Below are 26,970 nucleotides of genomic sequence, written 5' to 3' on the forward strand. Positions count from 1 at the left end.
ACGAACCATGGAGCGACGAACCCCTGTGCTGTCCGGCTTGCCCGGAGATGTGCCCATATCCGGCCCTGGGGGCGGCGGTTGGGAGATTTCAATTCAGCCAGGAGGCAGGACTTCTGTCAGTGCCAGCAGGTAACGTCTGGCGCGTGGCAGCCGGACCGGATTCCCATCCCTCTGCGCCGCGTCGGCGTGCCTCGGAGCTGTCCGAGGACGGCCCGGCGGCGCAGCCCGTCGAGGTGCGCCGCAGCGCCCGGCGCAGCCGTACCGTCTCCGCCTACCGCGAGGGCGACCGCACGGTGGTGCTGATCCCGGCCCGGATGTCGGCGGCCGAGGAGAAGCGCTGGGTCGCCCAGATGCTGGACAAGCTGGCCGCCCAGGAGAGCCGGCAGATCCTCGGCGACGACGCCCTGGCCGCCCGCGGCACCGAGCTCTCCGCCCGCTACTTGGGCGGCCGGGCGGTCCCGGTGAGCATCCGCTGGGTCACCAACCAGAACACCCGCTGGGGCTCCTGCACCCCGGTCGAGGGCACGATCCGGCTGTCCCACCGGCTCCAGGGCATGCCCGAGTACGTGGTCGACTACGTGCTGCTGCACGAGCTGGCCCATCTGCTGGTGGCCGACCACGGGCCGCGGTTCTGGGAGCTGCTGACCGGCTACCCGCGCACCGAGCGGGCCCGCGGCTACCTGGAGGGCGTGGTCGCGGCGGCCCGGCTGCCGCACGTGCCGGGCCCCCGGACCGAGTCCGACCCCGAGAGCCTCGGCGGCTGCGGCTAAGGCGTATCCCCTCTCAGCCCAGCAGCTTGCGGGCCCGGGCGGTGAGGTCGCGGACCGAGCCGTCGGTCAGCGTCGGCAGCGTGTCGAAGCCGAACCAGCGCAGGTCCAGCGACTCCTCGCTGATCTGCTCCACCGCGTCGGCCGGGGCCAGCACCAGGTACTGGACGTCCAGGTGGGTGTTCTCCGGCTGGTCCCGGCCCGCGCAGCGGACCGCGTGCCGGTCCAGCTTCACCGGCATCGGATCGTCCGCGGGCTGCAGCAGCAGGCCGTCACCGATGCCGGACTCCTCCACCGCCTCCCGCAGCGCCGCCGCGGCCAGCGAGGCGTCCCCCGGCTCGCAGTGGCCGCCGAGCTGCAGCCAGAGCCCCACCTTGGGGTGCAGCGTCAGCAGCACCCGCCCGCGCTCGACGTCCACCACCAGCGCGCTCGCGGTGATGTGCGCCGGGCGGCAGGAGCGCCACACCCCGTCGGGACGCGCCTCCAGATGGTCGAGGTAGTCCCGCCGCAGCAGGTCCTCCTCGTCGTCGGGCGCGGACCAGGCCTTGAGCGTGCGGACGGCGTCCGCGTGCAGCGGGTCCCTCACGCCTTGCCCTCGTCGTCGTTCTTGTCGTCCTCGTCGTTCTTCTCATTGGCCGCGGCGGCCCGGCCGAGCATCTCGTCCAGCTTGGAGAAGTCGATCGCGTCCTCGCCCGCCGGGCTGTCGGCGCCGTGCACGAAGCCGTCCGGGTCGTCCAGGTCCTTGGCGGTGGGCAGCATGTCCGGGTGCTGCCACAGGGCGTCCCGCCCGTCGGTGCCGCGGGCGTCGCTGAGCGAGGCCCACAGCCGGGAGGCGTCCCGCAGCCGGCGCGGCCGGAGCTCCAGGCCGACCAGGGTGGCGAAGGTCTGCTCGGCCGGCCCGCCGGAGGCGCGGCGGCGGCGCAGCGTCTCGCGGAGCGCCGGGGCGTGCGGCAGGTGCGGGGCCGCCGCGGCGTGCACCACCGCGTCCACCCAGCCCTCGACCAGGGCGAGGGCGGTTTCCAGCCGGGCCAGCGCGGCCTTCTGCTCGGGGGTGTCCTCGGGCTGGAACAGCCCGCCTGACATCGCCTCCTGCATCGACTCGGGATTGCTGGGGTCGATCTGGCCGACCAGGTCCTCCAGCCGGCTCGCGTCGACCTTGATGCCGCGCGCATAGGCCTCGACCGCTCCGAAGAGGTGCTGCCTGAGCCACGGCACATGGTTGAAGAGCCGCTGGTGGGCGGCCTCGCGCAGGGCCAGGTAGAGCCGGATCTCGTCGGTCGGCACGGACAGGCCCTCGCCGAACGCGTCGATGTTCTGCGGCAGCAGCGCGGCCTTGCCGGCCGGGCCGAGCGGCAGTCCGACGTCGGTGGAGCCGACCACCTCGGCGGCCAGCGCGCCCAGCGCCTGCCCGATCTGGGTGCCGAACATCGCGCCGCCCATGCTGCGCATCACTCCGAGCAGCGGGCCCGCCATGGCCTGCATCTCCTCGGGGACCACACCGCCCATGGCGGTGGCGACCCGCTCGGCGACCGGGTCGACCAGTTCCTTCCAGGCGGGAAGGGTGGCCTCGATCCACTCGGCCCGGCTCCAGGCGACCGCGCTGCTCGCGCCGGACGGGAACGAGGTGGCGGAATCGAGCCAGAGATCGGCCAGCCGGACCGCCTCGGCGACCGCGGTCCGTTCCGACTCACCTACCGAACGGTCCTTCGAGCCGCCCTCGGTCTCCTGGACCACGGCCTGCCGGGCGATGTCCTTGGCGAGGTCCCAGTTCACCGGGCCCCCGTCGAAGGACAGCATCTGGCCCAGCTGCTGGAAGGCCGCGCCGAGGTCACCGGGGTTCATCGCCCCGAACAGGCCCTCCAGCGGGTTCCCCGAGCCGCCGGAGCCGCCGGGCATCCCGGGGATGCCGCCGAAGCCGAAGTTGAACGGGTTCGCCGGGCCGCCCGAACCGGAGCCCGAGCCCGAACCGGAACCCGAGCCCTTGCCGTCGGGCGTGTCGCCGTCCTTGCCGTCCTCCGGCTCCTCGGGGGGCGGGCCGAAGCCGAAGGGGAAGTCGCTCACGAGTTGCCTCGATCTCGTCGGCCGTCGCTCCGAGCGGCGGGAGGGTGCGCCCGAGGGCGGCGGAACGGGGCAGCGGGACGGGTGGATTCCGGCCTGAGCCGGGCACCGCCCGTGCCGGGTGCACCGCCACACCTCCGCCTCGGGCAGGATGGTCGATACGTGACACGTGCGTACGCATCACACGTACGCATCAAAATTAACCGTGAAGGAGAGCCGGTGAGTTCCCCACCTTCGCACGTTCGCTCTGGGCTGACCGCTGAGCAGGGCGGTCCGGAGGGCGCGGAGGAGGCCGTCCCCAGCCCCGAGACGGCCGCCCCCGCGGCAGCCGGTCCCGAGTACGACGGTCCGCCGCTGGTCGTCGCCGTGACCGGGGCCGCCTCCGGGGTCGGCGCGCTGCTGGCCGCCCGGCTGGCCGGTTCCTCCGCGGTGAAGCGGGTGCTGGCCATCGACGAGCGCCGGGGCGAGGTCACCGGGGTGCAGTGGCGGGTGCTGGACGTCCGGGACCCGGCGGTGGCCGAACGGCTGGCCGGGGTGGACGTGGTGGTGCACCTGGCCCAGGACCTGGGCATGACCGCCGATCCGAAGACCCGCAGCGCCTACAACGTCCGCGGCACCCAGACCGTGCTCACCGCCGCCGCCGCGGCCGGGGTGCACCGGGTGGTGCTGTGCACCTCGGCGATGGTCTACGGCGCGCTGGACGACAACGAGATCCCGCTGGCCGAGGACGCGCCGCTGCGCGCGACCGAGGAGGCGTCGCTGGTCGGCGACCTGCTGGAGATCGAACGGCTGGGACGCCGCGCGCCGATGGCGCACCCCGGCCTCTCGGTGACCGTGCTGCGCCCCGCCGTGGTGGTGGGACCCGAGGTGGACACCGTGCTGACCAGGCACTTCGAGGCCCCCCGGCTGCTGGTGGTGGCGGGCTCGCGGCCGTGCTGGCAGTTCTGCCACGTGGACGACCTGACCACGGCGCTGGAGTACGCGGCGCTCGGCCTGGTCGAGGGCGAGGTCACCGTCGGCTGCGACGGCTGGCTGGAGCAGGAGGAGGTGGAGGAGATCACCGGCATCCGCCGGATGGAGCTGCCCGCCTCGCTGGCCCTGGGCACCGCCGCCCGGCTGCACCGGCTCGGTCTTACCCCGGCCCCGGCCGGTGACCTGGCGTACACCATGTACCCCTGGGTGGTCTCCGGCAGCCGGCTGCACGAGGCCGGCTGGCGTCCGGTGCACACCAACGAGGAGGTGCTCGGCCAGCTGCTGGCCCAGGTGGCGGGCAACCACGCGGTGGCCGGACGGCGCCTCGGCGGCAAGGACGCGGCGACCACGCTGGGCGCGGCCGGCGCCACGGTGGCCCTGGTCGGCACGGCGGCGCTGGTGCGCCGGGCCCGCAAGCGGAGGAGGATCTGAGACCGCAGGTTGACCTGTACGCGCTGTCGGCCATGATGGTCCCATGAAGGATGCCGCCGCCCCGATCCGCCTGCTCGCGCTCCGCGAGACCCCGCTCTCCCTGGACGAGGTGCACGCCGCCGTCGGCGACGACCACGCCGGGGGGACGGTGCTCTTCGTGGGCACCGTGCGCGACCACGACGGCGGCAAGGCCGTCACCGCTCTGGAGTACAGCGCCCACCCCACCGCCGAGGCGGAGCTGCGCCGGGTCGCCGAGAAGGTCGTCGCCGACTTCCCGGTCGTCGCGCTGGCCGCCGTGCACCGGGTCGGCGAGCTCACGATCGGCGAGACGGCCGTGATCGTGGCGGTCTCCTGTGCGCACCGCGGCGAGGCGTTCGAGGCCTGCCGCAAGCTGATCGACGACCTGAAGCACACGGTGCCGATCTGGAAGCACCAGCGGTTCGCCGACGGCGAGGAGGAGTGGGTCTCCTCCTGCTGAGGAGGCGTGACGCGCACGGCTCTGTGATCGTTGAACCGATGAGCGGATAGTCTGCTCATAGGCACGATGAGCTGGAGCAATCATGAGTGTGCTCGCCTGGGGGATCATCCCGCTGGTCGCAGGTCTGTTCGCCGCCGTCTGGGTGTCCTGGTCGGCCCGTACCCGTACCACCGGTGACGGCGCCTCACTCGCCGGGCACCAGCGCTTCCGTGAGGCAATGGAGCGAAGCAGCGGCCCGAAGCAGTAGTCCGGCGGGCGGGGGTCCGATCACGTCCCGTACTGTCGTGCCATGCCACGCCGGTCAGCGACGATGCTCGCCTCCACGATCCTGCTCATAGCGCTGGTCTGCGCCGTCGCACTGATCAAGGTGCCCTACGCGGAGATGAGTCCGGGGCCGACCTACAACACGCTCGGCAGCCAGAACGGCAAGAAGGTGATCACCATCACCGGCCGCGCCACGTACCCGACCACCGGGAACCTCAACATGACCACGGTCGAGGTGACCAGCGCGGACTACGAGCTGAACCTGGTCGAGGCGTTCACCGGCTGGCTGCGGCACGACGACGCGGTCATCCCGCACGGCAACCTCTACCCGGACAACCAGACCGAGCAGCAGTCGGAGCAGCAGAACGCCGAGGACTTCACCGCCTCCCAGGACAGTGCCAAGGCCGCCGCGCTGAAGCAGCTTGGCATCCCGGTGGGCAGCGCGGTGGTGGTCTCGGCGGTGGTCGCCAACAGCCCCTCGGTCGGCAAGCTGCACGCCGGTGATGTGATCACGGCCGTGGACGGGACCCCGGTCAGCACCCCGGAGCAGGTGGCGCCCCTGGTCACCAAGCACACGCCGGGCCAGGACGTGGTCTTCACGATCGAGCCGCCGAAGAAGGACGGCACGCCCAGCGGCACCCGGCAGCAGGTCACGGTGACCACGGCGAAGAACCCGGACACCGGGAAGGCGATGGTCGGCATCCAGCCCGGGACCGAGCACACCTTCCCGTTCACCATCGACATCAACCTGGGTGATGTGGGCGGCCCGAGCGCCGGGCTGATGTTCTCGCTCGGCATCGTCGACAAGCTGCAGTCGACCAATCTGACCGGCGGAAAGTTCGTCGCCGGGACCGGCACCATCGACGACAACGGCAAGGTCGGCCCGATCGGCGGTATCTCGATGAAGATCATCGCGGCTCGCCGGGCCGGGGCCGAGTACTTCTTCACCCCCTCGGACAACTGCGCGGAGGCCGCCGCGGACACCCCGAAGGGGCTGCGGCTGGTCAAGGTCGACACGCTGGCCCAGGCCGTGACCGACCTCGCCGCGATCCGCGCCGACAAGGCCGCGGCGCTGCCCGTCTGCGGCAAGTAGCAGCGCGCGCGGGCAGCGCCGGAGGGCCGGTCGGGCTCGGGGACTGCTCAGGCGAAGGTGGTGAGCAGCGCCTCGGCCAGCCCGGGCACCAGCGCCGGGCCGGTCAGCACCTCGCGCGCGGAGTCCTTCTGGCGCAGCCGCAGCGCGGTCTCCCTGGTGCCGTCGCGCAGCACCGCGACGGTCATCCGGACCTCCTGCCGCTCCGGGTGCTTGGCCACCCAGGCGCCGAGCTCCTGCTCGGAGGCGCCCTCCGGGAGCTTGGCCTCGGCGGTCGGCGGCAGGATCAGCCGCTCGACCACCAGGGCGCAGCCGGCCACCGCGTCCGGCCAGGCGATGGTGCCGAGGAACTTGTCCAGGGGAGTGCCCTTGGGGACCTCGTCCTGCTCGATCGGGGTGAACTCGTTGCCGGTGCCGCCGGGCTCCAGCCCGAGCTGACGGGCCAGGCCGGGCTCGGTCTTCAGCAGCGCGGCGGTGTCCACCAGGGCGAACAGGCGTGCGGGCTGGTCCCAGCCGAGGCCGGAGGCGTACTCGTCGATCTCGAGCACGGCGCGGGTGATCGGGCGGGCGGCAGGAGGAAGGCTCTCCTGAAGGGGTTCGGACATGGCATCCATCCTCACATGTCCCGGAACCAGTCCCGCACCCGTGCCGTACCGGTCCCGAACCCGTGCCGAACCTGTTCCGATCGGCCGCCGGGAACTCGGAAGAGGGCATATCAAGTTGCATCTGCGGGGGACCCGGCCTCGGCGCCCCCGCGAAAGATCCAGTCCCTTGGGGTGCGTGCGGTGGTATTCCAGATGCCGGATCGCGGCGGCTCCCAGCAGCCGCGCGGTCCACGCCTGCGCACCGGCCTGCCCGGACGCGGCCGGGGACTGCTGCTGCGCGGCTGTTTTGTGGTCCTGGTGCTGCTGGCCCTGGCCTTCGCGGGCTCGGCGGTCCGGGCCGACCAGGACTGGTACCGCTCGGTCGGCTACGGCGGTGTCTGGAGCTCGGTGCTGCGGACCAGGGTGTTCCTGTTCCTGGCCTTCGGCCTGCCGACGGCCCTGCTGGTGGGCCTGAACGCCTGGCTGGCGTACCGGCTGCGCTCACCGCTCAGCGCGATGTCCGAGGAGCAGCAGAGCCTGGAGCGCTACCGGGCCGCCATCGGACGGCACCGCGGGCGGATCCTGGCCGTCGTCGCCCTGGTCCCCGGCCTGGTCGCGGGCGCCGCCGCGAGCGGGGCCTGGCAGACCTGGCTGGCCTACGACCACAGCACCCGCTTCGGCACCGTGGACCCGCAGTTCCACCGGGACCTGTCCTTCTACGTCTTCCAGCTGCCCTGGTACCGGTTCCTGGTCGACTTCGGCTTCACCGTGCTGGTGGTCACCCTGGCCGGCACCGCCCTGGTGCACTACCTGTACGGGAGCATCCAGGCGCAGGCCAGGGGGCGCCGGTTCTCCTGCGCCGCCAAGGGCCACCTGGGGCTGCTGCTGGGGCTGTTCGTCGGCCTCAAGGCGGTGGCCTACTGGCTGGACCGCTACAGCCTGGCGGTGCAGGGCGGCAGTCTCGGCGCCGCGGACAACTGGACCGGCCTGCGCTTCACCGACGCCGCCGCGGTGCTCCCGGCGAAGACCATCCTGTGCTGCGTCGCGGTCATCTGCGCCCTGCTGTTCCTGCTGACCCCGCTGCGCCGGAGCTGGACCGTGCCGATGATCGGCCTGGGCCTGATGGCCTTCTCCTCGGTGCTGATCGGCGCGGTGTACCCGGCGATCGTGCAGCAGTTCCAGGTCAGGCCGAACGAGAAGGCCAAGGAGCGGCCCTACATCCAGCGGAACATCACCGCCACCAGGGCCGCCTTCGGCATCGCCGGGACCAGGACCACGGACTACCCGGCGCCCCGTACGGCGGCCGGTGAGGCGCCCCGGACCGACGCCGGCGACGCGGTGGCGGCCGGGGCGACCGCACTGGCCGGCCTCAGCCTGCCGGCCCCCGCCGTCGCGGTGCGCACCACCGCCGCGAGCGCGGCCAAGCAGCGGGTGGAGGCGGTGGCCCCCTGGCTCACCGTCGACGGCGACCCCTACCGGGTCTCGGTGGACGGCCGCAGCGAGTGGGTCGTGGACGGCTACACCACCAGTGACGACTACCCCGGCGCCGCGCGGACCACGATGGGCTCGGGCGCCGACGCCGGGCAGCTCAACTACGTCCGGGACTCGGTCAAGGCCACCGTGGACGGCAGCACCGGCGCGGTCGCCCTGTACCAGTGGGACCGGACCGACCCGGTGCTGAGCACCTGGATGAAGGCCTTCCCGGGGACGGTCCGCCCCTACGCGGCGATCAGCCCCGAGCTGAAGGCCCGGCTGCGCTACCCCAAGGACCTGTTCACGGTCCAGCAGCGGATGCTGGCGACCTATCACGTCACCGACCCGGCGGCCTTCTACCGGGGCAGCGACGTCTGGCGGATTCCCGCCGATCCGACCGGCACCGGCACAGGGCCCCAGGCCCCGGCCTACCTGTCGCTGCGGATGCCGGACCAGAGCAGCGCCACCCTCGCGCTGACCGGCAGCTTCGTGCTGGACGGCCGGAACGGCCTGGCCGCGCTGATGGCGGTGGACTCCACACCGGGGGCCGACTACGGCACGATCCGGGTGCTCGACCTGCCCTCCGGCAGCACCACCCCCGGACCCGCCCAGGTCCAGGCGGCCTTCGGCTCCGACCCGGTGGTGGCACCGCAGTTGGCGCTGCTCCGGGAGACCGGCGGGGCCGCCCCGGTGTACGGCAGCCTGCTGGCGCTGCCGGTCGACGGCGGGGTGCTCTACCTGGAACCGGTGTACGCCCGCGGGGCGGTCGGCGCCCATCCGCTGCCGGAGAAGGTGCTGGCGCTGTTCGGCGGCAAACCGGCGATCGCCTCCGACCTGCCGACTGTGCTGTCGGAGGTGCTCGGCACCCCGGGCGGCGGGGCCCTGGCCACCAGCCTGCAGCAGGCCCAGCAGGCGTACCGGGACGGCCAGGCCGCGCTGGGCAGCGGCGACTCGGCCGGCTACGAGGCGGACCGGCAGCGGCTGGAAGCGGCCCTGCGGGCCGCCCTCGCCGCCGGAAGCGCCCGGTAATTCTGCAGGTCAGCCCGTGCTATGGTGAGGACACAACGACGCGGGGTGGAGCAGCTCGGTAGCTCGCTGGGCTCATAACCCAGAGGTCGCAGGTTCAAATCCTGTCCCCGCTACTCCTTGTCGGAAGGCCCGGTGCAACTGCGCCGGGCCTTCTGCATGTCCGTCAGTTATGGATTTGCCTCGCCTGTCGGATCTGATCTACAGTGAGGGCACAACGACGCGGGGTGGAGCAGCTCGGTAGCTCGCTGGGCTCATAACCCAGAGGTCGCAGGTTCAAATCCTGTCCCCGCTACTTCATGTCGGAAGGCCCGGTGCAGACGCACCGGGCCTTCCGCATGCGTGTCGTCCGCGCGAATCCCGGTACCAGTGGGGAGACTGGGGCCCAGGAAAGCTGCGTTGCAAGGTTGATGTGTCGCGAAATCGACAAAGCGCTGAAGTAACCCCCGCAGCTGGGGTATACCAGGTGTACGCGGGTTGCGGGTGGTGCGACGATGATTCCCATGGGGGACGGTGCGGGGCCGAAAAGCGGCCTTGAGCTCCGATGCGTTGCAGGGATGCCCAGGAATCCGGCGGACGCAGGAGTCGACATGTCGGTAGTCGCTGGAGGAGTGGCGGGCGTCGATCAGGACGATCCGCAGAAGGGTCGTCTGCCGCTGCAACGCGTCCCGAACGAGGGCGCGCCCGCCGCTGACGCCACGTCACCCGGCCTGGAGGCCCCGGCCGTCGACCGGACCCGCGCCGCCGGGAGCGGCCGCGCCGACAACGACCCGACCGACGATCCGACCGGCGACCCGGCTGACGACCCGGCTGATGACCCGGCCGGCGAGAACGACGGGACCGCCCCATACCGGACCTTCGAGTCGGCGCTCGAGGCGCAGGAGGAAGCCGCCCTGGAGGCGCGCTACCGCCTGGCCGCCGAGGAGGACCCGCAGGCGGGCAGCCTGCTCGGCGCGCTGCTGCTGCGCCGCGGCGACCTGGACGACGCCGAGCCGTACCTCCGCCGCGCCGCCGCGTCCGGGATCAGGGCCGGGGCCAACAACCTCGGGGTGCTGCTGCACCAGCGCGGCCACCGGGAGGAGGCGGCCCAGTGGTGGCGCACCGCGGCGGTCGCCGGGAGCGCGCCGGCCGCGCACGCCCTGGGGCTGCACCTGCGCGACCACGGCGACGAGCCCGGCTCCGAGTACTGGCTGCACCAGGCCGCCGAGCAGGGCCACACCGGGGGCGCCTACGCCCTCGCCGACCTGCTGGAGCACCGCCGCGACCCGGACCGGGCCGAGCGCTGGTTCCGTACCGCCGCCGAGGCCGGGCACCGGGAGGCCGCGTACCGGCTGGGCCGGCTCAGGGAGGCGGCCAACGACGGCGACGGCGCCGAGCCCTGGTACCACCAGGCGGCGGCGCGCGGCCACGCCAGGGCGGCGCTGCGGCTCGGCATCCACCTGGAGCGCCGGGCCGACCGGGAGGGCGCAGCCCGCTGGTACCGGCAGTCCGCGCAGGGCGGCGAGCCCCGTGCCGCCTGCGCCCTGGGCTTCCTGCTGCGCGACGCCGGGGACGAGGTCGGCGCCGCCGACTGGTGGCGTGAGGCCGCCGACGCGGGCGACGGCAACGCCGCCAACGCGCTGGGCGCGCTGCACGCCGCCTGGGGCGAGGGCGAGATGGCCGAGCAGTGGTACCGCACCGCGCTGGAGGCCGGTGACCACAACGGCGCCTTCAACCTCGGCCTGCTCTGCGCCGCGGACGGCCGCGAGGCCCAGGCCGAGCAGTGGTACCGGCGCGCCGCCTACGCCGGGCACCGGGAGGCCAGCAACGCGCTGGCGGTGATGCTGCTGCAGCGCGGGGACACCCCCGGGGCCGAGCCCTGGTTCTCCAAGGCGGCCGAGGCCGGCAGCGTGGACGCCGCCTTCAACCTGGGCATCCTGCACGCCGGCCGCGGCGAGCAGCACCATGCCCAGGAGTGGTACGCCCGGGCGGCCGGACAGGGCCACGCCGAGGCGGCGCTGCAGCTCGCCGTCGCCAAGGAGCGCAGGGGCGACACCGACGCGGCGGCGGTCCGCTACCGCCAGGCCGCCGGACGCGGCTCCGCCGAGGCGGCGTTCCGGCTCGGCGTGCTGCTGGAGCGCGGCGGGTCCGAGCGCGACTCCGAGGACGTGGACCGCTGGTACGGCGTGGCCGCCGAGGCCGGCCACAACCGGGCCCAGGTACGGGTCGGGGTCAGGGCGGCCGAGCGCGGCGACACGGCGACCGCCGAGCACTGGTACCGCCGGGCGGCCGAGGGCGGCAGCCGCAGCGCGGCCTTCAACCTCGGGCTGCTGCTGGCCCGGGAGGGCGGCGAGGCCGAGGCGATGCTCTGGTACACCCGCGCGGCGGACGCCGGACACGGTCGGGCGGCGCTGCGGCTCGGCCTGATCGCGGCCGGACGCGGGGACCTGGCCACGGCGCGGAACTGGTGCGAGCAGGCGGCCCAGCACGGCCCCGGGGGCGTGACCGAGCGCGCCGAGCGCCTGCTGGAAGCGCTGCGCGCCGACCTCAGCGCCTAGGGTTCGGGAACCTCAGAGAGAACGGGCGGTGCAGTCCGGGCAGAGGCCCCGGTAGGTGACCTCGACCGCGGCGATGGTGAAGCCGAAACGTTCCGCCGCGGGCAGTGCCGCGATCGGGTCGCCGCTGGGGTGGACGTCCCGGATCGCGCCGCAGGACGAGCAGATCAGGTGCTGGTGCGCATGGTGGGCGTTGGGGTCGTAGCGCTTGGCGCGGCCGTCGCTGCTGACCTCCAACACCTCGCCGAGGGTGACCAGTTCGCCCAGGGTGTTGTAGACGGTGGCCCGGCTGATCTCCGGAAGCAGCTCCACCGCCAGCGCGTGGATCTCGTCGGCGGTGAAGTGGACGTGGTCCCCGTCGAGGACCTGGGCCACGACCCGGCGCTGCGCGGTCAGCCGCCAGCCACGGTCGCGGAGTCGTTCCAGCAGGTCACTCATGCAGCAGAGGGTATCAGGGGCCCGGAGCGAGTTCGAGATTGGTGTCCGTACTGAATTGGACCAGGTCTAATGTTGGGAGGAGCTGGCGACCGGCTCCGGCTCCTCCTCGAAGCGCGCGCCGGCCCGCTTCTCGGCCCGGTGCTTGAGCAGCAGCAGCCCGGCGACCGCGACCACGATCACGCCCACGAGGATCCAGCTGGCCAGGCTGGCGTAGTGCTCGACCCGGTGCCAGCTCGCCCCGGCGAAGTAGCCGAGCAGCACGAAGCCGGAGGCCCAGACCGCCCCGCCGAGCACGTTCCAGGTGGCGAAGGTCCGGTAGCGCATGTCGGAGACCCCGCACAGCCCCGGCACCAGCGCCCGCAGCGCCGCGGCGAAGCGTCCGGCGAAGACCGCGCGACCGCCGAGCCGCTGGATCATGTCCTTGCTCTGCCGCACATGGGCGGGCTTGATCAGCCGGTGCGGGATCCGGTTCAGCAGGCTGTCGCCCCAGCGCTTGCCGACCGCGTAGCCGATGCTGTCACCGAGCACCGCGCCGACGGCGGCCACCAGGATCACCACCCACAGCTGGTTGCTGCCGTTGTAGGCGGTCACCCCGCCGATGACCACGGCGGTCTCTCCGGGGATCAGGAAGCCGAGGAAGACCGAGGACTCCAGTGCGGGCAGCAGGAACACCGCGAGCAGCACCAGGGTGCCGTTGAGCGCCAGTAGATGGTCGCTGATCCAGGACACCGATGAATCTCCTCGGACAGGAAGGTAAAGGTACGTTCAAACCGTACCTGGGCAACGACACCCGAACGGCGGAGGTTCCACTCAGCCCAGTCGCTGCAGCAGCTCGCCGTGCAGCAGGCCGTTGGACGCGGCGGCGTTGCCGCTGCGGACGCCGGGGATGCCGTCAAGGCCGGTGAAGCGCCCGCCCGCCTCCTCCACGATCACGCAGGTCGCCGCCATGTCCCAGATGCTCAGCTCGGGCTCGGCGCAGATGTCCACCGCGCCCTCGGCGACCAGCATGTACGACCAGAAGTCGCCGTAGGCGCGGGTCCGCCAGCAGCTCCTGGTGAGGTCGAGGAAGGCGGGCAGCCGGTCCCGCTCCTCCCAGCCGCTGAGCGAGGAGTACGCGAAGGAGGCGTCCTCCAGCTGGGAGACCTCGGAGACCTGGATCCGGGTGGCCCGGGTCAGGCTGCGCCCGGTGAAGGCGCCGGTGCCCTGCCCGGCCCACCAGCGCCGGTTCAGCGCGGGCGCGGAGACCACGCCGACCACCGGGTGCTCGCCGCCGGGGCCGAGCTCCATCAGCGCGATCAGGGTGGCCCAGACCGGGACGCCGCGGATGTAGTTCTTGGTGCCGTCGATCGGGTCGATCACCCAGCGGCGCGGCCCGTGGCCGGTGCTGCCGTACTCCTCGCCCATCACCGCGTCCCGCGGCCGGGACCGCTTGAGGTCGCCGCGCAGCAGCTCCTCGACCGCCCGGTCCGCGTCGCTGACCGGGGTGAGGTCCGGCTTGGTGTCGATCTTCAGATCGAGCGCCTTGAAGCGGTCCAGGGTGACCGAGTCCGCGCGGTCGGCGAGAACATGGGCGAGGCGGAGATCGTCGCGGTAGTCGGGCATGTGCTGCACAGTAACGATCAGAAGCGGGCAGGGCCAACGTTGTCCGGCGTTCCCGGACCGGTCGGTCTAGGGTGGCGCCCATGACTGAGGGTGCCCAGGACGGCGTGCAGGACCGGGAACTGGTCACCTGGTGGGGGCTGGTGGTCGAGGCGTACGCGCGGACCGCGCCGCTGCTGCAGGTGGGCCCGGTCGGCGGGGTGGACCTGCCCGGGCCCTGGTTCGAGGTGCTGCTGCGGCTGCTGCGCACCCCGGGCGGGCGGTTGACCATGACCCGGCTGGCCCACGAGGTCGCGCTGACCAGCGGCGGCTTCACCAAGCTGGCCGACCGGATGGTGGGCGCCGGGCTGATCGAGCGTCAGGCCTCGTTGGAGGACCGCAGGGTCAGCCACGCGGTGCTGACGGCCGAGGGCCGGCGGATCGCCGAGGAGGCCCAGCAGCTGCATGTCGCCGCGCTGCGGGAGCACTTCCTCGGCCCGCTGGGGGAGCAGCGCGCGGGGCAGCTGGCCGCGCTGATGCGGGTGCTGCGGGACGCCAACACCGTCCCGGTCAGTGGGTCGAGCCGCTGAGCTGCAGGCCGACCACGCCGACCAGCACCAGGCTGATCGAGACCAGCTTGAGCACGGAGACCGTGTCGCCCAGCCAGACCATCCCGTAGATCGCCGTCCCGGCCGCGCCGATGCCGGTCCAGACGGCGTAGGCCGGACCCACGTGCAGGCTCTTCAGGGCGACGGACAGCAGCCCGAAGCTGCCGATCCCGAACAGCGCGAAGCCGATGGTCGGCCAGAGCCTGGTGAAGTTCTCGCTCAGCTTCAGGCACACGGCGAATCCGGTTTCCAGCAGTCCGGCGACGATCACCAGGAACCAGGCCACGGGTCCTCCCACGGGGTCGGGTCCACCCATGGTGGGACAGATTCGGCGGTTCGGCGAGTCCTCGGCGGTCCCTGGTGTCCCACTCAGTCGCCCTCGCGGCTGTCCTTGGTGGAGAGCAGCCGGCGCAGCGAGTAGAGCCGGGCGGCGTCGGCGTGGCCCTCGGCGACCCAGGCGTCCAGGGCGCAGTCGGGCTCGTCGTGGCTGCAGGCCCTGGGGCAGCCCTCGGTGCCGGGGACCAGGTCGGGGAAGGCCAGCACCACCCGGGCGGGCTCGATGTGGGAGAGGCCGAAGGAGCGGAAGCCGGGGGTGTCGATCACCCAGCCGGGCTCGGCGCCCCGCGCGGCCCCCGGCGCGGGCGGAAGCCGCAGCGCCAGCGCCGAGACGGTGGTGTGCCGGCCACGTCCGGTCACCGCGTTCACATGGCCGGTGGAGCGCTGGTGCTCCGGGACCAGGGCGTTGACCAGGGTGGTCTTGCCGACGCCGGAGTGCCCGATGAAGACCGTGGAGAGGCCGCGCAGATGCTCGCGCACCCGTTCGGCCCCCTCGCCGGCCAGGTCGTCCCTGCGGGTGACCACGTGCTCCACGCCCAGTGGGGCGTAGATGTCGAGCAGCGGCTCGGGCGCGGCCAGATCGGCCTTGGTCAGCACCAGCAGCGGCACCAGCCCGGCGTCGTACGCGGCGACCAGGCAGCGGTCGATCAGCCGGGCCCGGGGCTCCGGGTCGGCCAGGGCGATCACGATGGCCAGCTTGTCGGCGTTGGCGACCACGATCCGCTCGTACGGGTCGTCGTCGTCGGCGGTGCGGCGCAGCACCGAGGCGCGCTCCTCCACCCGGACGATCCTGGCCAGCACCCCGGGCTCGCCGGAGAGGTCGCCGACCAGGCCGACCCGGTCGCCGACCACCACGCCCTTGCGGCCCAGCTCGCGGGCCTTCATCGCGGAGATCTCGCGCTCGCGCTTGGTCCCCGCCTCGACCAGGCAGGTGTAGCGGCCCCGGTCGACGGTCAGCACCATGCCCTCGGCGGCGTCCTCGTGGGTGGGCCTGGTCCTGGTGCGCGGGCGGGAGCCCTTGCGGGAGGGGCGGGCCCGGATGTCGTCCTCGTCGGAGTCGTTGTCGTAGCGGCGCATCGCGGGCGGTCAGCCCTTCGCCGGGGTAGCGCGCAGCATGGTGTCCCAGAGGCCGGGGAAGTCGGGCAGGGTCTTCGCGGTGGTGCCCACGTTCTCCACCAGGACGCCCGGCACGACCAGGCCGATCACCGCGGCGGCGGTGGCCAGCCGGTGGTCCTCGTAGGTGTGGAACACGCCGCCGTGCAGCGGGCGCGGGTTGATCCGCAGGCCGTCCTCGGTCTCGGTGACGTCGCCGCCGAGGCCGTTGATCTCGTCGGCGAGGGCCCGCAGCCGGTCGGTCTCGTGCACCCGCAGATGGGCGATGCCGCTGAGGTGGGACGGGGAGTCGGCGAGGGCCGCCAGCGCGGCGAGCACCGGGGTCAGCTCGCCGACCTCGTGCAGGTCGGCCTCCAGGCCGTGCACCGCGCCGCCGCCGGTGAAGCGCAGGCCCTCCGGGGTGGGCTCGCAGCCGCCGCCCATCCGGGTGAGCAGCTCGCGCAGCTGGTCGCCGGGCTGGCTGGTGCGCTCCGGCCAGTCGCGGACCAGCACCGAGCCGCCGGTGACCAGCGCGGCGGCCAGGAACGGGGCGGCGTTGGAGAGGTCCGGCTCGACCACGGTGTCCCGGCCGAGCAGGGCGCCCGGGCTGACCCGCCAGACGTCCGGCTCGCCGCCGTCCTCGGGCGCGTCCACCTGGGCCCCGGCGGCCCGCAGCATCTCCACGGTCATCCGGATGTGCGGCAGCGACGGCACCGGGGCGCCGGAGTGCCGCACCTCCACACCCTGTTGGAACCGGGGCCCGGAGAGCAGCAGCGCGCTGACGAACTGGGACGAGGAGGAGGCGTCCACGGTGACCGTGCCGCCGACCAGGCCCCCGGTGCCGTGCACGGTGAGCGGGAGCGCGCCGCGCCCTTCGTCCTCTATCCGCGCGCCCAGGGCGCGCAGCGCGGTGATCACGCCGCCGAGCGGGCGCTCGTGCGAGCGCGGGTCGCCGTCGAAGTTCACCGCGCCGTCGGCGAGGGCGGCGACCGGCGGCAGGAAGCGCATCACCGTGCCGGCGTTGCCCACGTCCACCCGGGCCGGGCCCGACAGCGCGTTGGGCAGCACCCTCCAGGCGTCGCCGCCGCCGGGGACGCCGGTGCTGCTGTTCAGGATGTCCTCGATACCGACGCCCAGGGCGCGCAGCCCCTCGGCCATCAGCAGGCTGTCCCGGCTGCGCAGCGGACGCCGCACATAACCGGGCTGGTCCGCGAGCGCGGCCAGCACCAGGGCCCGGTTGGTCGCCGACTTGGATCCGGGAACGGTGACGACCGCGTCGACGGGGTCGGTCGCGGTCGGTGCGGGCCACAGGGGTTCCAGAGTGCCGGTCATGACCCCCGAGCCTATCGGCATCGTCAGCGGGTGAGCAGCCATCGCGCGCCCGTGGCGAGGCAGGCGAGGGAGATCACCAGGAACAGCACCACCCACAGCAGCGCGGGGGTGCGGGTCAGCCGTCCGAGCTGGTCGGCGTCGGAGTCGGGGGCTCCGCCGTGGCGCCGCTTGTGCTGCAGTTCGACCACCGGACGCACGCCCGCGAGCAGCAGGAACCAGACACTGACGTAGGCGAACGCGCCCTGCAGCTGGACGCTGCCGAACCAGGACACCGCGAAGCAGATGCCGCCGGTCAGCACCACGGTCAGCGCGCCGTAGGCGTTGCGGATCATCACCAGCAGCGCGGCCAGCAGCAGCACCACGCCCCAGAGCAGCGCGGTGACATGGCCGCCGGAGATCAGCCAGGCCCCGGCCAGGCCCAGCAGCGGCGGCGCGGAGTAGCCGGCCGCGGCGGTCAGCACCATGCCGGGGCCGTGCGGCTTGCCGGAGGAGACGGTGAGCCCGCTGGTGTCCGAGTGCAGCCGGACGCCGTGCAGCCGGCGCCTGGTCAGCACGGCGGCCAGGCCGTGGCCGCCCTCGTGCGCGATGGTCACCACATTGCGGGTGTAGTGCCAAGTGAACCGGGGGGCCACCGCGAGCAGGGCTATCGCGGCGGTGGTCCACAGGATCGCGGTGGACGGCGCGGTCTGGACGCCGGTGACCTGGTCCCAGACCTGGCCGATGCTCTGCGGGTGCATGGGGGTGTGTTCTCGCCTCACTGGTCAGGACCGGACGGGTCGGATCCGGGCAGGGGAGGAAGCCTCGCACGGGGAGACGCCGCGGCGGTAGCCGCCGGTTCGGCCCCGGCCGCCGTCGACGCCGGAACCGGAGGATTCCGCGCGGTTTTTTGATGCACGCGCACACAGCCGGGAATGGCCGCCGCCCGCCCGTGGTTCACACCACTGTCGGTATCCCAGCGTCATTGGAAGGCAGCGCTCATGGTTGCAGCCGCATGCCCGGCACGTCCCGAGGGCGTCGCGAGCTCCGTACTGTCCTGGCCCGAGTGGCCCGTCGCGGGCGCGTCGGCCCCGAGCCCGATAGTCTCCTCAGCGAGCCGGTCCACCGTTGTGGACCGTCCGTTCTTCGCGGAGGAGGTGGGTCCGGTCGCCGGGACCGAGGACGAGACGGGCGCCGCAAGCGAACCGCTGCGCGACGAGGACTTCGAGGGCGACACCTTCCGTGCCGCCGCCGAGGAGTCCGAGTCCGAGCGTTCGGCGCGCTTCGAACGGGACGCCCTGGGCTACCTCGACCAGATGTACTCCGCCGCGCTGCGGATGACCAGGAATCCGGCCGACGCCGAGGACCTGCTGCAGGAGACCTTCGCCAAGGCGTTCGCCTCCTTCCACCAGTTCCGTGAGGGCACCAACCTCAAGGCGTGGCTGTACCGGATCCTGACCAACACCTTCATCAACTCGTACCGGAAGAAGCAGCGGGAACCGCAGCGCACCGGCGCCGAGGAGATCGAGGACTGGCAGCTCGCGCGGGCCGAGTCGCACATGTCGACCGGGCTGCGGTCCGCGGAGACGGTCGCTCTCGACCACCTCCCGGACAGCGACGTCAAGGACGCCCTGCAGTCGATCCCGGAGGAATTCCGGATCGCGGTGTATCTCGCGGACGTCGAGGGCTTCGCCTACAAGGAGATTGCCGACATCATGGGAACACCCATCGGTACGGTGATGTCGCGCCTCCACCGCGGTCGGCGCCAGTTGCGCGACCTGCTGGAGGACTACGCCCGCGACCGTGGGCTGGTTCCGGCCGGCAGCGGCGCGGGGGCCTCCCAGACTGGTCTCTCAGAGGACTTGGCGAAAGGCTCGGGCTCATGAGCTGCGGAAACCACCACGACACCGCGTGCAGCGAGGTGCTCGACCATCTCTACGAGTACCTCGACAACGAGATGGGCGAGGGTGACTGCGCCAAGCTGAAGGACCACTTCGACGAGTGCTCCCCCTGCCTGGAGATGTACGGCCTGGAGCAGGCGATCAAGGCCCTGGTGAAGCGCTCCTGCGGCTGCGACACCGCGCCCTCCGACCTCCGCGGCAAGGTGCTGGCCCGGATCGACCGGATCCGGGCCGGGCTCCCGGTCGAGGGCGACCTGGTCCCCGACGACGCCGCCAAGCAGCGCTGACAGCCTGGCCGATGATCGGCCGAGTTCAGGAAAGTCGTGGCCCCGGGGCATCAAGCCCCGGGGCCACGGGTATTGACGCCCCGATACACGGATGCGTCACCTGATCGTGTGACTCTGCTTCTTGTCCGTGACAGGTACCGGACGAGCGCGGAGGCCGAGATCGCTACAGCAGCAGCGGAGGCGCGCCGTCGTACGCTTCCCCCCGCCGCGCGCGCCTACGTCGCCCTCGTCCTGGTGGCCGCGCTCGGCTGTGTGCTGCCGCTGCTCGGCGAGGTCCGCACCGGCCAGCAGTGGTCCAGGACGGCGGTGCTGGCGCTGCTGTTCGCCCTCTGCGACCGGCTGGGCAGCAGGGCCGGCGGGGCCGCCGACCAGGCCCCGGGCGCCGGGGTGGCGCACTTCCCGGTGCTGCTGGCCGGGGTGATCCTGCTGCCGCCGGCCGCGGCGGCGCTGGTCGCCCTGCCCGGGGCGCTGCTGGCGCCGGCGCTGCCGCCGCGGACCGTGCGCCGGGCCTGGAACGCCGCCCAGCTGGGCCTCAGCTGCTTCCTGGCCGGCTCGCTGTTCCACGGCCTGCACGGCCACCGGCTGCTCACCGAGCACCGGCTGCCCGGGCTGCTGCTCCCGGTGCTGCTGGCCGCGCTGACTTTCTGCCTGGCCAACGGGCTGCTGATGGTCGGGGTCCTGGTCACCGCCGAGCCGGGGGAGCACCCCGGGCTGTGGCAGGCGATGCTGCTGCGCTGCCCGGCCTCGGTCTTCGGCAACGGACTGCTCGGGCTGATGACGGCGCTGCTCTGGGAGGGCCCCTACGGCGCCCTGGCGGCCGTGCCCGCGCTGCTGCCGCTGGGCCTGTCCAGCTGGGTGTCGGCCCAGGCCCGGCGCGAGCAGACGGCGCACCGGGCGGCGGTGCGGGCCCTGGTGCAGGCGGTGGAGATCAAGGACAGCTACACCCGGGGCCACAGCGAACGGGTCGGCCGGGCCGCCGTGCTGATGGCCCGTGAGCTGCGGATGGCCGAGCGCCGGGTGGCCTCGCTGCGGGTGGCCGGCACCCTGCACGACGTCGGCAAGCTGGGCGTGCCGACCCGGCTGCTGCGCAAGAGCGGGCCGCTCACCGACGAGGAGTACCGGGAGGTGGTGCAGCACCCCGAGTACGGCCATGAGCTGGTCCGCGGCATCGGCTTCCTGGGCGAGGCCAGGGCCGGGATCCTGCACCACCACGAGCGGATGGACGGGCGCGGCTACCCGCACGGCCTGGCCGGGCAGGCGATCCCCGAGTTCGCCCGGGTGATCGCGGTCGCCGACGCCTTCGACTCGATGACCTCCACCCGCTCCTACCGGCGCGGCCGGCCGGTCCAGGAGGCGGTCGCCGAGCTGGAGCGCTGCGCGGGCAGCCAGTTCGACCCGGTCATGGTCACCGCCCTGGCCCGGGCGGTCCGGCGGCACGGCTGGCAGCCCGCCCCGGTGGGCCGGGCGGACGAGCAGGCCCCGGACATCCCGCTCGGCGTGCGCGAGCCGCTGCGGCGGCTGCCGGCCCCGGCCGGGCCCGCCGGCGCCGGTACCGGCGCGGCCGAGCAGCGGTGAGCGGGATCCGCGCGGTACGGCTGCTGCACGCCCTGGCGGCGCTGGTCTGCGTGGCGCTGACCACGGCCCAGGTCGGGCTGTGGGCGCTGCCGCTGTTCGGGCTGCCGCTGCTGCTGGGCCAGCTGTCCTTCCGCCGCTACCACGCGATCCGGGCCACCCGGCGGCAGACCGTCGCCTCGCTGGCCCGGACCACCGAGCTGGCCGGCTACACCCTGCCGGGCCACGCCCGCCGGGTGGCCGACCTGTCCGACCGGATCGGCCGTGAGCTCGGCCTCGGCCGCCGTGAGCTGCAGTTGCTGGAGTACGCCGCGCTGATGCACGACATCGGGCAGCTGTCGCTGGTCGACCCGGTGCCCGGCGGGGCGACCGCGCTGCTGCCGGTCGAGGAGCAGCGCCGGATCGGCCGGCTCGGCAGCGAGGTGATCCGGCAGGCGGGGGTCCCGGCGCAGGTGGCGGACATCGTGGCGCGGATCGCCGAGCCCAGCGGCAGCGGTCCGCGGGCCGGTCCGCCGCCCGCCTCCGCGATCATCAGGGTGGCCAATGCCTTCGACGACCTCGGCTGCGACGGCGGGAGCCTTGCGGGGCAGCTGGAGGTGCTGGGGCAACTGCGCGAGGACCCGGCCGGGGCGTACGAGCCGCGGGCGGTGGAGGCGCTGGCCCGGCTGTGCCTGCGTGCCTCCTAGCAGCGCCCCATAGCAGCTCTGCGGGCCGATCCGCAGCCGCGGCATGGAGAACCCCGGGAACATGGTTGGATGCAGGAAGAACCGGTGGCGCGCGGGTGTGTGGCGGGTTGCCGAGCGGGCATGGAACTGGACAGGGGCACTGCTGCGCGTGGCGCGGGGGGACAGGGCGACGTAGCGTGCATCCGGGGGCGGCTATCGCGTGGCGCCCTCAGGGACACCGCACCGAAGGACAGCCCGGACCGCCGGGTGGAATCGGACGAGTGGCAGGCCGAGGTGAAGATCTTCAATCGGGCACGGCAGCGGCCGTCCGCCAGCTGGCGGCAGACGACCGACCGGGCCTTCACGCTGATCGGGAACGGTCGCTTCGAGGACGCCGGCGCCCTGCTGGTACGCGCCGCCGACCTGGAGCCCTGGCTGTCCGACTCCTGGTTCAACCTGGCGCTGCTGCACAAGTTCCGCCGGGACTGGGAGCAGGCCCGTGCCGCGGGGCTGCGCGCGGTGGCCCTGCTGGACCGCAGCACCGGTGCGCCGGACTGGTGGAACCTGGGCATCGCCGCGACCGCGCTGCAGGACTGGGCGCTGGCCCGGCGCAGCTGGCAGGCGTACGGGCTGCGGCTCGCGCCGGGCGAGGGCCCGGTGAGCCTGGACTTCGGCACCACCCCGGTCCGGCTCTCCCCGGAGGGCGAGTCCGAGGTGGTCTGGGGCCGCAGGCTGGACCCGGCCCGGGTGGAGGTGCTCTCGATCCCGCTGCCGTCCTCGGGACGCCGCTGGGGCGAGGTGGTGCTGCACGACGGCTCCCCGCACGGCGAGCGGGTCGCGGACGGGGTGCCGTACCCGGTGTTCGACGAGATCGAGCTCTGGGCGCCCTCGCCGGTGCCGACCTTCGTGGTGCTGCTGCAGGCCGGGACCGAGCAGGACCGGGACGCCCTGGAGCGGCTGGTCTCCGAGGCCGGCTACGCGGCCGAGGACTGGACCTCCTCGGTCCGGCTGCTCTGCCGGGACTGCTCGGAGAGCCGGATGCCGGCCGACGACGGCCACAGCGAGCACCATGACCCGCACGACGACGGGCAGCTCGGCCACCTCAGCCACCGCAGTGCGGGCGCCCTCTGGCTGCCCGAACGCGAGTGCGGGCTGGCCGCGCCGGCCGACCTGGTCGGGCTGCTGCTGGACCGCTGGGTCGCCGGAAACCGGGCCGGCCGGGCCTACCGCGACCTGGAGGAAGTCTGCTAGCGCTTTCCGGCACCGTAGGCTGGGGGTTCATCCCCGGTACGGACTGAAGGCGAGTGGCAGCGGCATGTCGGAACAGCAGGTCGAGACGGCGGTACTGGAAGAGCCCGCCCCCGTGCGTGTGGTCGGCGAGGTGCCGGACACCTCCAAGGGCGTCTTCCGGCCGATCACCGTCGTCGGCAACCCGGTGCTGCAGCACCCGTGCGAGACGGTCACCGCGTTCGACGAGGAGCTGTCCGCGCTGGTCGCCGACATGTTCGTGACCATGTACGCGGCGGAGGGCGTGGGCCTGGCCGCCAACCAGGTCGGCGTCGGCCGCCGGGTCTTCGTCTACGACTGCCCGGACGACGAGGGCGTGCGCCACATCGGCGTGGTGGTGAACCCGGTGCTGGACGAGCTCGACCCGGCGCAGCGGACCCTGGACGAGTCGGCCGAGGGCTGCCTCTCCGTCCCCGGCGCCTACGCGGACCTGGCCCGGCCCGAGTACGCCGTGGTCCGGGGCCAGGACCAGTTCGGCAAGGAGGTCGTGGTGGAGGGCACCGGCTTCTTCGCCCGCTGCCTCCAGCACGAGACCGACCACCTCAACGGCTACCTGTACATCGACCGCCTGTCCAAGCGCGACCGCAAGGACGCGCTGCGGCAGATGGCGGAGCTGACCCCGAGGTACGAGGTCGTCCCCAACGCCTGATCCGCCGCAGCGCGCCGGACGGCCCGGAGGGCCTGCCTAGAAGTCGTCGTCGAAGGAGACCGAGCCCTCGACGGCGACCTGGTAGGCGGAGACCCTCCGCTCGAAGAAGTTGGTCAGCTCCTGGACGCCCTGGAGCTCCATGAAGCCGAACGGGTTCTCCGAGCCGTAGCGGACCGGCAGGCCGAGCCGGGTGAGCCGCTGGTCGGCGACGCACTGCAGGTACGCCCGCATGGACTCGGTGTTCATGCCCGGCAGGCCGTCGCCGCAGAGGTCCTGGGCGAACTGCAGCTCGGCCTCGACCGCCTCCTCCAGCATCGCGGTGACCTGCTTGCCGAGCTCCTCGTCCCAGAGGTCGGGCTCCTCGGCGCGGACGGTGTCCACCACCTGGAAGGCGAAGTCCATGTGCATGGACTCGTCCCGGAACACCCAGTTGGTGCCGGTGGCCAGGCCGTGCAGCAGGCCGCGCGAGCGGAACCAGTAGACGTAGGCGAAGGCGCCGTAGAAGAACAGGCCCTCGATGCAGGCCGCGAAGCAGATCAGGTTGAGCAGGAACCGGCGCCGGTCGGCCTTGGTCTGCAGGCTGTCCAGCTTCTCGACCTGGTCCATCCAGCGGAAGCAGAACTGGGCCTTCTCGCGGATCGAGGGGATGTTCTCCACCGCCGCGAAGGCGGCGGTGCGGTCCTCCGGGTCCGGCAGGTAGGTGTCCAGCAGGGTCAGGTAGAACTGGACGTGCACGGCCTCCTCGAACAGCTGGCGGCTCAGGTAGAGCCGCGCCTCCGGCGAGTTGATGTGCTTGTAGAGGGTCAGCACCAGGTTGTTGGAGACGATCGAGTCGCCGGTGGCGAAGAACGCCACCAGGCGGCCCAGCAGGTGCTTCTCGTCCGCGCTGAGCTTGGCCAGGTCGGCCACGTCGGAGGCGAGGTCCACCTCCTCCACGGTCCAGGTGTTCTTGATGGCGTTGCGGTAGTGCTCGTAGAAGTCCGGGTAGCGCATCGGACGGAGCGTCAGTTCGAAGCCCGGGTCCAGAAGGTTCTTGTCGGTGGAGCTCATTACTGGCAGGCCTCGCAGGACTCGGGGTTCTCGAGGGAGCAGGCGATCACTGCTTCGTCCTCGACGACGGGGATGACGGGTGCCGCCGCGGCGGCCCGGGCGATCCGGGTGGCCGGGCGGGAGCGCAGGTAGTAGGTGGTCTTCAGGCCGACCTTCCAGGCGTACGCGTACATCGAGCTGAGCTTGCCGATGGTGGGCGAGGCCAGGAACAGGTTCAGCGACTGGCTCTGGTCCAGGTACGGCATCCGGGCCGCGGCCAGGTCGATCAGGGCGCGCTGCGGCAGCTCCCAGGCGGTGCGGTAGAGCGAGGCCAGGTCGGCCGGCAGGCCGGGGATCTCCAGGGCCGAGCCGTTGGCGGCGCGCAGCGACTCGCGGGTGGCCGCGTTCCACAGCCCGCGGGCCTTGAGGTCGGCCACCAGGTACGGGTTGACCTGCAGGAACTCCCCGCTGAGGGTCTCCCGCTTGAAGAGGTTGGAGACCTGCGGCTCGATGCACTCGTAGACACCGGCGATGGAGGCGATGGTCGCCGTCGGCGCGATGGCCAGCAGCAGCGAGTTGCGCAGGCCGGTGCCGGCGATCCGGGCCCGCAGCGCGTCCCAGCGCTCGCCCCAGACCGGGGCTGTCTCGAAGTGGTCGATGTGCAGCTGGCCGCGGGCGGCGCGGGTCTCCTGGTAGGCGGTGTGGCGGCCGAGCCGCTCGGCCAGGTCGGCGCTGGTCTCGTAGGCGGCCAGCATGATCCGCTCGGAGATCCTGGTGGACAGCGCCCTGGCCTCGGCCGAGTCGAAGTCCAACCGGAGCCTGAAGAAGACGTCCTGAAGGCCCATCACCCCCAGGCCGACCGGGCGCCAGCGTGCGTTGGACACCCCGGCCTCCTCGGTCGGGTAGAAGTTGATGTCCACCACCCGGTCCAAGAAGGTCACCGCGGTGCGGACGGTCGAGTCCAGCCGCTCCCAGTCCATCTCGCCGCTGTCCAGCAGGTGCGCCCCCAGGTTGACCGAGCCCAGGTTGCAGACCGCGGTCTCGCCGTCGTCGGTCACCTCCAGGATCTCGGTGCACAGGTTGGAGGAGTGCACGGTCCGGCCGGGCAGCGCGGTCTGGTTGGCGGCGCGGTTGGAGGCGTCCTTGAAGGTCATCCAGCCGTTGCCGGTCTGCGCCAGGGTGCGCATCATCCGGGCGTAGAGGCTACGGGCCGGGATGCTGCGGATGGCCAGGCCGGCCGCCTCCGCCTTGCTGTACGCGGCGTCGAACTCGGCGCCCCAGAGGTCGACCAGCTCGGGCACGTCGCCGGGGGAGAACAGCGACCACTCGGTGTCGGCGTCCACCCGGCGCATGAACTCGTCCGGGACCCAGTGCGCCAGGTTGAGGTTGTGGGTGCGGCGGGCCTCCTCGCCGGTGCTGTCGCGGAGTTCCAGGAACTCCTCGATGTCCGCGTGCCAGGTCTCCAGGTAGACGCAGGCGGCGCCCTTGCGACGGCCGCCCTGGTTCACCGCGGCGACCGAGGAGTCCAGCGTGCGCAGGAACGGCACGATGCCGTTGGACTGGCCGTTGGTGCCGCGGATCAGGCTGCCTCGGGAGCGGATCCGGCTGTAGGAGAGGCCGATGCCGCCGGCGTGCTTGCTGAGCCGGGCGATCTGGGCGTAGCGCTGGTAGATCGAGTCCAGCTCGTCCTGCGGGGAGTCCAGCAGGTAGCAGGAGGACATCTGCGGGTGCCGGGTACCGGAGTTGAACAGGGTGGGCGAGGAGGGCAGGTACTCGAGCCGGCTCATCAGCCGGTACAGCTCGGCCACCTCCGCCACGGATTCGACGCCGCCCGCCCGCCGCCCGCCGCCACCCTTGTCCGAGTCGCTGCGCTCCACACCTCCTACCTGCAGCCCGCAGGCCACCCGGAGCAGGAAGTGCTGCGGGGTCTCCAGCACCTGACGGGTGATCGGGTGCCGCAGCAGGTAGCGGGAGTAGACGGTGCGCAGGCCGAAGTACTCGAAGCGGTCGTCGGCGGCGGAGTCGACCACCGCGTCCAGTGCCTCCGCGTGGGCGGCCACGAACGCGGCGGTCCCGTCGCCGATCAGGCCCTCCCGGTGGCCGACCGCGATGGAGGCGGCGAAGCAGGTCGCGCCCTGCCCCGCGGCCTCCTCGCGGACCTCCTCGGCCAGCAGCCGGGCGGCCAGCCGGGAGTACTGCGGGTCCTCGGCGATCAGCCCGGCGGCTGCCTCGATCGCCAGGCCGCGCAGCTCGGCGTAGTCGGCGACGGAGCTGCGCCCGCGCAGCGCGGCGGCGGCGACCCGGCCGGGGTCCACCTCGGTGAGGTCGGGGGAGCGTTCGGTGAGGACGCGCAGCAGCGTGGTGCCGGGGGAGTCGGGGCTGTCGCCCTGGTGCGGGACTGCTGTCGTCGCTGCGGTCTCGGTGATCGTCACTGTGCGCTCCTCGTTGGCGGCCGGTCGGCGGTGGGCCGCTGACGGGAGGCAGGAGGGAGCGCGACGTCGCTGCGCCGGAGGCAGCACGGAACGCGTCCCCGGCCCACCCG

At 72.9% G+C, this 26,970-nt stretch carries 26 protein-coding genes and 2 tRNA genes; 16 read left to right on the top strand and 12 right to left on the bottom strand.

The features are described from left to right. Window positions 1–197 precede the first annotated feature (197 nt). Window positions 198–770, top strand: coding sequence for a M48 metallopeptidase family protein (locus tag ACEZDG_RS22525; RefSeq protein ID WP_380512825.1), 573 nt, complete (start codon window positions 198–200; stop codon window positions 768–770). Window positions 771–783: 13 nt separating this feature from the next. Here ACEZDG_RS22525 and ACEZDG_RS22530 read toward each other — a convergent pair whose 3' ends face one another. Continuing rightward, entirely contained in the window at window positions 784–1,353 is a 570-nt protein-coding gene (locus ACEZDG_RS22530; RefSeq protein ID WP_380512433.1) for an NUDIX hydrolase, read from the bottom strand. Continuing rightward, on the bottom strand, window positions 1,350–2,828 hold the full coding sequence (locus ACEZDG_RS22535) for a zinc-dependent metalloprotease (RefSeq protein WP_380512435.1): 1,479 nt from the start codon (window positions 2,826–2,828) through the stop codon (window positions 1,350–1,352). The genes ACEZDG_RS22530 and ACEZDG_RS22535 overlap by 4 nt, the downstream gene beginning before the upstream one ends. 216 nt (window positions 2,829–3,044) lie before the next feature. Between ACEZDG_RS22535 and ACEZDG_RS22540 the strand changes: the two genes are divergently transcribed. The 4 genes from ACEZDG_RS22540 (at window position 3,045) to ACEZDG_RS22555 (ending at window position 6,064) form a co-directional block, all read left to right on the top strand. Continuing rightward, window positions 3,045–4,229, top strand: a complete 1,185-nt coding sequence (locus tag ACEZDG_RS22540) for an NAD-dependent epimerase/dehydratase family protein (protein WP_380512436.1) — start codon at window positions 3,045–3,047, stop codon at window positions 4,227–4,229. Between the two features lie 43 nt (window positions 4,230–4,272). Next, entirely contained in the window at window positions 4,273–4,707 is a 435-nt protein-coding gene (locus ACEZDG_RS22545; RefSeq protein ID WP_380512438.1) for a molybdenum cofactor biosynthesis protein MoaE, read from the top strand. Window positions 4,708–4,789: 82 nt separating this feature from the next. Beyond that, window positions 4,790–4,954: a hypothetical protein gene (locus ACEZDG_RS22550; protein WP_380512440.1), complete on the top strand. Its 165-nt coding sequence runs from the start codon at window positions 4,790–4,792 to the stop codon at window positions 4,952–4,954. Window positions 4,955–4,996: 42 nt separating this feature from the next. Then, window positions 4,997–6,064: a YlbL family protein gene (locus ACEZDG_RS22555; RefSeq protein ID WP_380512441.1), complete on the top strand. Its 1,068-nt coding sequence runs from the start codon at window positions 4,997–4,999 to the stop codon at window positions 6,062–6,064. A 47-nt stretch (window positions 6,065–6,111) separates the two neighbouring features. On the opposite strand, the gene ACEZDG_RS22560 is transcribed toward ACEZDG_RS22555, so the two are convergent. Further along, window positions 6,112–6,666, bottom strand: a complete 555-nt coding sequence (locus ACEZDG_RS22560) for a PPA1309 family protein (protein WP_380512442.1) — start codon at window positions 6,664–6,666, stop codon at window positions 6,112–6,114. 192 nt (window positions 6,667–6,858) lie between these two features. Between ACEZDG_RS22560 and ACEZDG_RS22565 the strand changes: the two genes are divergently transcribed. The 4 genes from ACEZDG_RS22565 to ACEZDG_RS22580 all read left to right on the top strand — a co-directional run bounded on the left by ACEZDG_RS22565 (window position 6,859) and on the right by ACEZDG_RS22580 (window position 11,681). Continuing rightward, on the top strand, window positions 6,859–9,147 hold the full coding sequence (locus ACEZDG_RS22565; protein WP_380512444.1) for a UPF0182 family protein: 2,289 nt from the start codon (window positions 6,859–6,861) through the stop codon (window positions 9,145–9,147). Window positions 9,148–9,186: 39 nt separating this feature from the next. Then, window positions 9,187–9,260, top strand: a tRNA-Met gene (locus ACEZDG_RS22570). 105 nt (window positions 9,261–9,365) lie between these two features. Then, window positions 9,366–9,439 (top strand) — tRNA-Met (locus tag ACEZDG_RS22575). Window positions 9,440–9,734: 295 nt separating this feature from the next. Continuing rightward, on the top strand, window positions 9,735–11,681 hold the full coding sequence (locus ACEZDG_RS22580; RefSeq protein ID WP_380512445.1) for a tetratricopeptide repeat protein: 1,947 nt from the start codon (window positions 9,735–9,737) through the stop codon (window positions 11,679–11,681). Between the two features lie 12 nt (window positions 11,682–11,693). Here the strand turns inward: ACEZDG_RS22580 and ACEZDG_RS22585 are convergent, their stop codons facing one another. The 3 genes from ACEZDG_RS22585 to hisN form a co-directional block, all read right to left on the bottom strand. Further along, window positions 11,694–12,116 (bottom strand): Fur family transcriptional regulator, encoded by a 423-nt coding sequence (locus tag ACEZDG_RS22585; protein WP_380512447.1) that lies wholly within the window; start codon window positions 12,114–12,116, stop codon window positions 11,694–11,696. 66 nt (window positions 12,117–12,182) lie between these two features. Next, window positions 12,183–12,845: a DedA family protein gene (locus ACEZDG_RS22590; protein ID WP_380512449.1), complete on the bottom strand. Its 663-nt coding sequence runs from the start codon at window positions 12,843–12,845 to the stop codon at window positions 12,183–12,185. A gap of 81 nt (window positions 12,846–12,926) precedes the next feature. Then, entirely contained in the window at window positions 12,927–13,718 is a 792-nt protein-coding gene (gene hisN / locus ACEZDG_RS22595; RefSeq protein WP_380512451.1) for a histidinol-phosphatase, read from the bottom strand. 80 nt (window positions 13,719–13,798) lie between these two features. Between hisN and ACEZDG_RS22600 the strand changes: the two genes are divergently transcribed. Further along, window positions 13,799–14,284 carry a MarR family winged helix-turn-helix transcriptional regulator gene (locus tag ACEZDG_RS22600; RefSeq protein WP_380512453.1) on the top strand — a complete coding sequence of 162 codons (486 nt, stop codon included), beginning with the start codon at window positions 13,799–13,801 and terminating at the stop codon, window positions 14,282–14,284. Here ACEZDG_RS22600 and ACEZDG_RS22605 read toward each other — a convergent pair. The 4 genes from ACEZDG_RS22605 to ACEZDG_RS22620 all read right to left on the bottom strand — a co-directional run bounded on the left by ACEZDG_RS22605 (window position 14,265) and on the right by ACEZDG_RS22620 (window position 17,799). Continuing rightward, window positions 14,265–14,588: a DMT family transporter gene (locus tag ACEZDG_RS22605; protein WP_380512827.1), complete on the bottom strand. Its 324-nt coding sequence runs from the start codon at window positions 14,586–14,588 to the stop codon at window positions 14,265–14,267. The genes ACEZDG_RS22600 and ACEZDG_RS22605 overlap by 20 nt on opposite strands. Window positions 14,589–14,671: 83 nt before the next feature. Then, window positions 14,672–15,715 (bottom strand): ribosome small subunit-dependent GTPase A, encoded by a 1,044-nt coding sequence (rsgA, locus tag ACEZDG_RS22610; RefSeq protein WP_380512455.1) that lies wholly within the window; start codon window positions 15,713–15,715, stop codon window positions 14,672–14,674. Window positions 15,716–15,724: 9 nt separating this feature from the next. Continuing rightward, complete coding sequence (gene aroA, locus ACEZDG_RS22615; RefSeq protein ID WP_380512457.1) at window positions 15,725–17,062, bottom strand: 3-phosphoshikimate 1-carboxyvinyltransferase; 1,338 nt, start codon at window positions 17,060–17,062, stop codon at window positions 15,725–15,727. Window positions 17,063–17,085: 23 nt separating this feature from the next. Beyond that, window positions 17,086–17,799, bottom strand: a complete 714-nt coding sequence (locus ACEZDG_RS22620; RefSeq protein ID WP_380512459.1) for a M50 family metallopeptidase — start codon at window positions 17,797–17,799, stop codon at window positions 17,086–17,088. 396 nt (window positions 17,800–18,195) lie between these two features. Between ACEZDG_RS22620 and ACEZDG_RS22625 the strand changes: the two genes are divergently transcribed. The 6 genes from ACEZDG_RS22625 (at window position 18,196) to def (ending at window position 23,399) form a co-directional block, all read left to right on the top strand. Further along, entirely contained in the window at window positions 18,196–18,924 is a 729-nt protein-coding gene (locus ACEZDG_RS22625) for a sigma-70 family RNA polymerase sigma factor (RefSeq protein ID WP_380512829.1), read from the top strand. Continuing rightward, window positions 18,921–19,226, top strand: a complete 306-nt coding sequence (rsrA, locus tag ACEZDG_RS22630) for a mycothiol system anti-sigma-R factor (RefSeq protein ID WP_380512461.1) — start codon at window positions 18,921–18,923, stop codon at window positions 19,224–19,226. Before ACEZDG_RS22625 ends, rsrA begins: the two co-directional genes overlap by 4 nt. Before the next feature lie 108 nt (window positions 19,227–19,334). Beyond that, window positions 19,335–20,801 carry an HD-GYP domain-containing protein gene (locus ACEZDG_RS22635; RefSeq protein ID WP_380512463.1) on the top strand — a complete coding sequence of 489 codons (1,467 nt, stop codon included), beginning with the start codon at window positions 19,335–19,337 and terminating at the stop codon, window positions 20,799–20,801. Further along, window positions 20,798–21,484, top strand: coding sequence for an HD-GYP domain-containing protein (locus ACEZDG_RS22640; RefSeq protein ID WP_380512465.1), 687 nt, complete (start codon window positions 20,798–20,800; stop codon window positions 21,482–21,484). Before ACEZDG_RS22635 ends, ACEZDG_RS22640 begins: the two co-directional genes overlap by 4 nt. A gap of 273 nt (window positions 21,485–21,757) precedes the next feature. Then, window positions 21,758–22,714: a tetratricopeptide repeat protein gene (locus tag ACEZDG_RS22645; protein ID WP_380512831.1), complete on the top strand. Its 957-nt coding sequence runs from the start codon at window positions 21,758–21,760 to the stop codon at window positions 22,712–22,714. Between the two features lie 64 nt (window positions 22,715–22,778). After that, window positions 22,779–23,399, top strand: coding sequence for a peptide deformylase (gene def, locus ACEZDG_RS22650; RefSeq protein WP_380512467.1), 621 nt, complete (start codon window positions 22,779–22,781; stop codon window positions 23,397–23,399). A 36-nt stretch (window positions 23,400–23,435) separates the two neighbouring features. Here def and ACEZDG_RS22655 read toward each other — a convergent pair whose 3' ends face one another. Beyond that, on the bottom strand, window positions 23,436–24,449 hold the full coding sequence (locus ACEZDG_RS22655; RefSeq protein ID WP_380512469.1) for a ribonucleotide-diphosphate reductase subunit beta: 1,014 nt from the start codon (window positions 24,447–24,449) through the stop codon (window positions 23,436–23,438). Next, the gene (locus ACEZDG_RS22660; protein ID WP_380512471.1) at window positions 24,449–26,860 is read right to left on the bottom strand and encodes a ribonucleoside-diphosphate reductase subunit alpha; all 2,412 of its coding nucleotides are present in this window, start codon (window positions 26,858–26,860) and stop codon (window positions 24,449–24,451) included. The genes ACEZDG_RS22655 and ACEZDG_RS22660 overlap by 1 nt, the downstream gene beginning before the upstream one ends. Window positions 26,861–26,970: the final 110 nt, after the last annotated feature.

This window comes from Streptacidiphilus alkalitolerans (genome assembly GCF_042511045.1).
Lineage (GTDB): Bacteria > Actinomycetota > Actinomycetes > Streptomycetales > Streptomycetaceae > Streptacidiphilus > Streptacidiphilus alkalitolerans.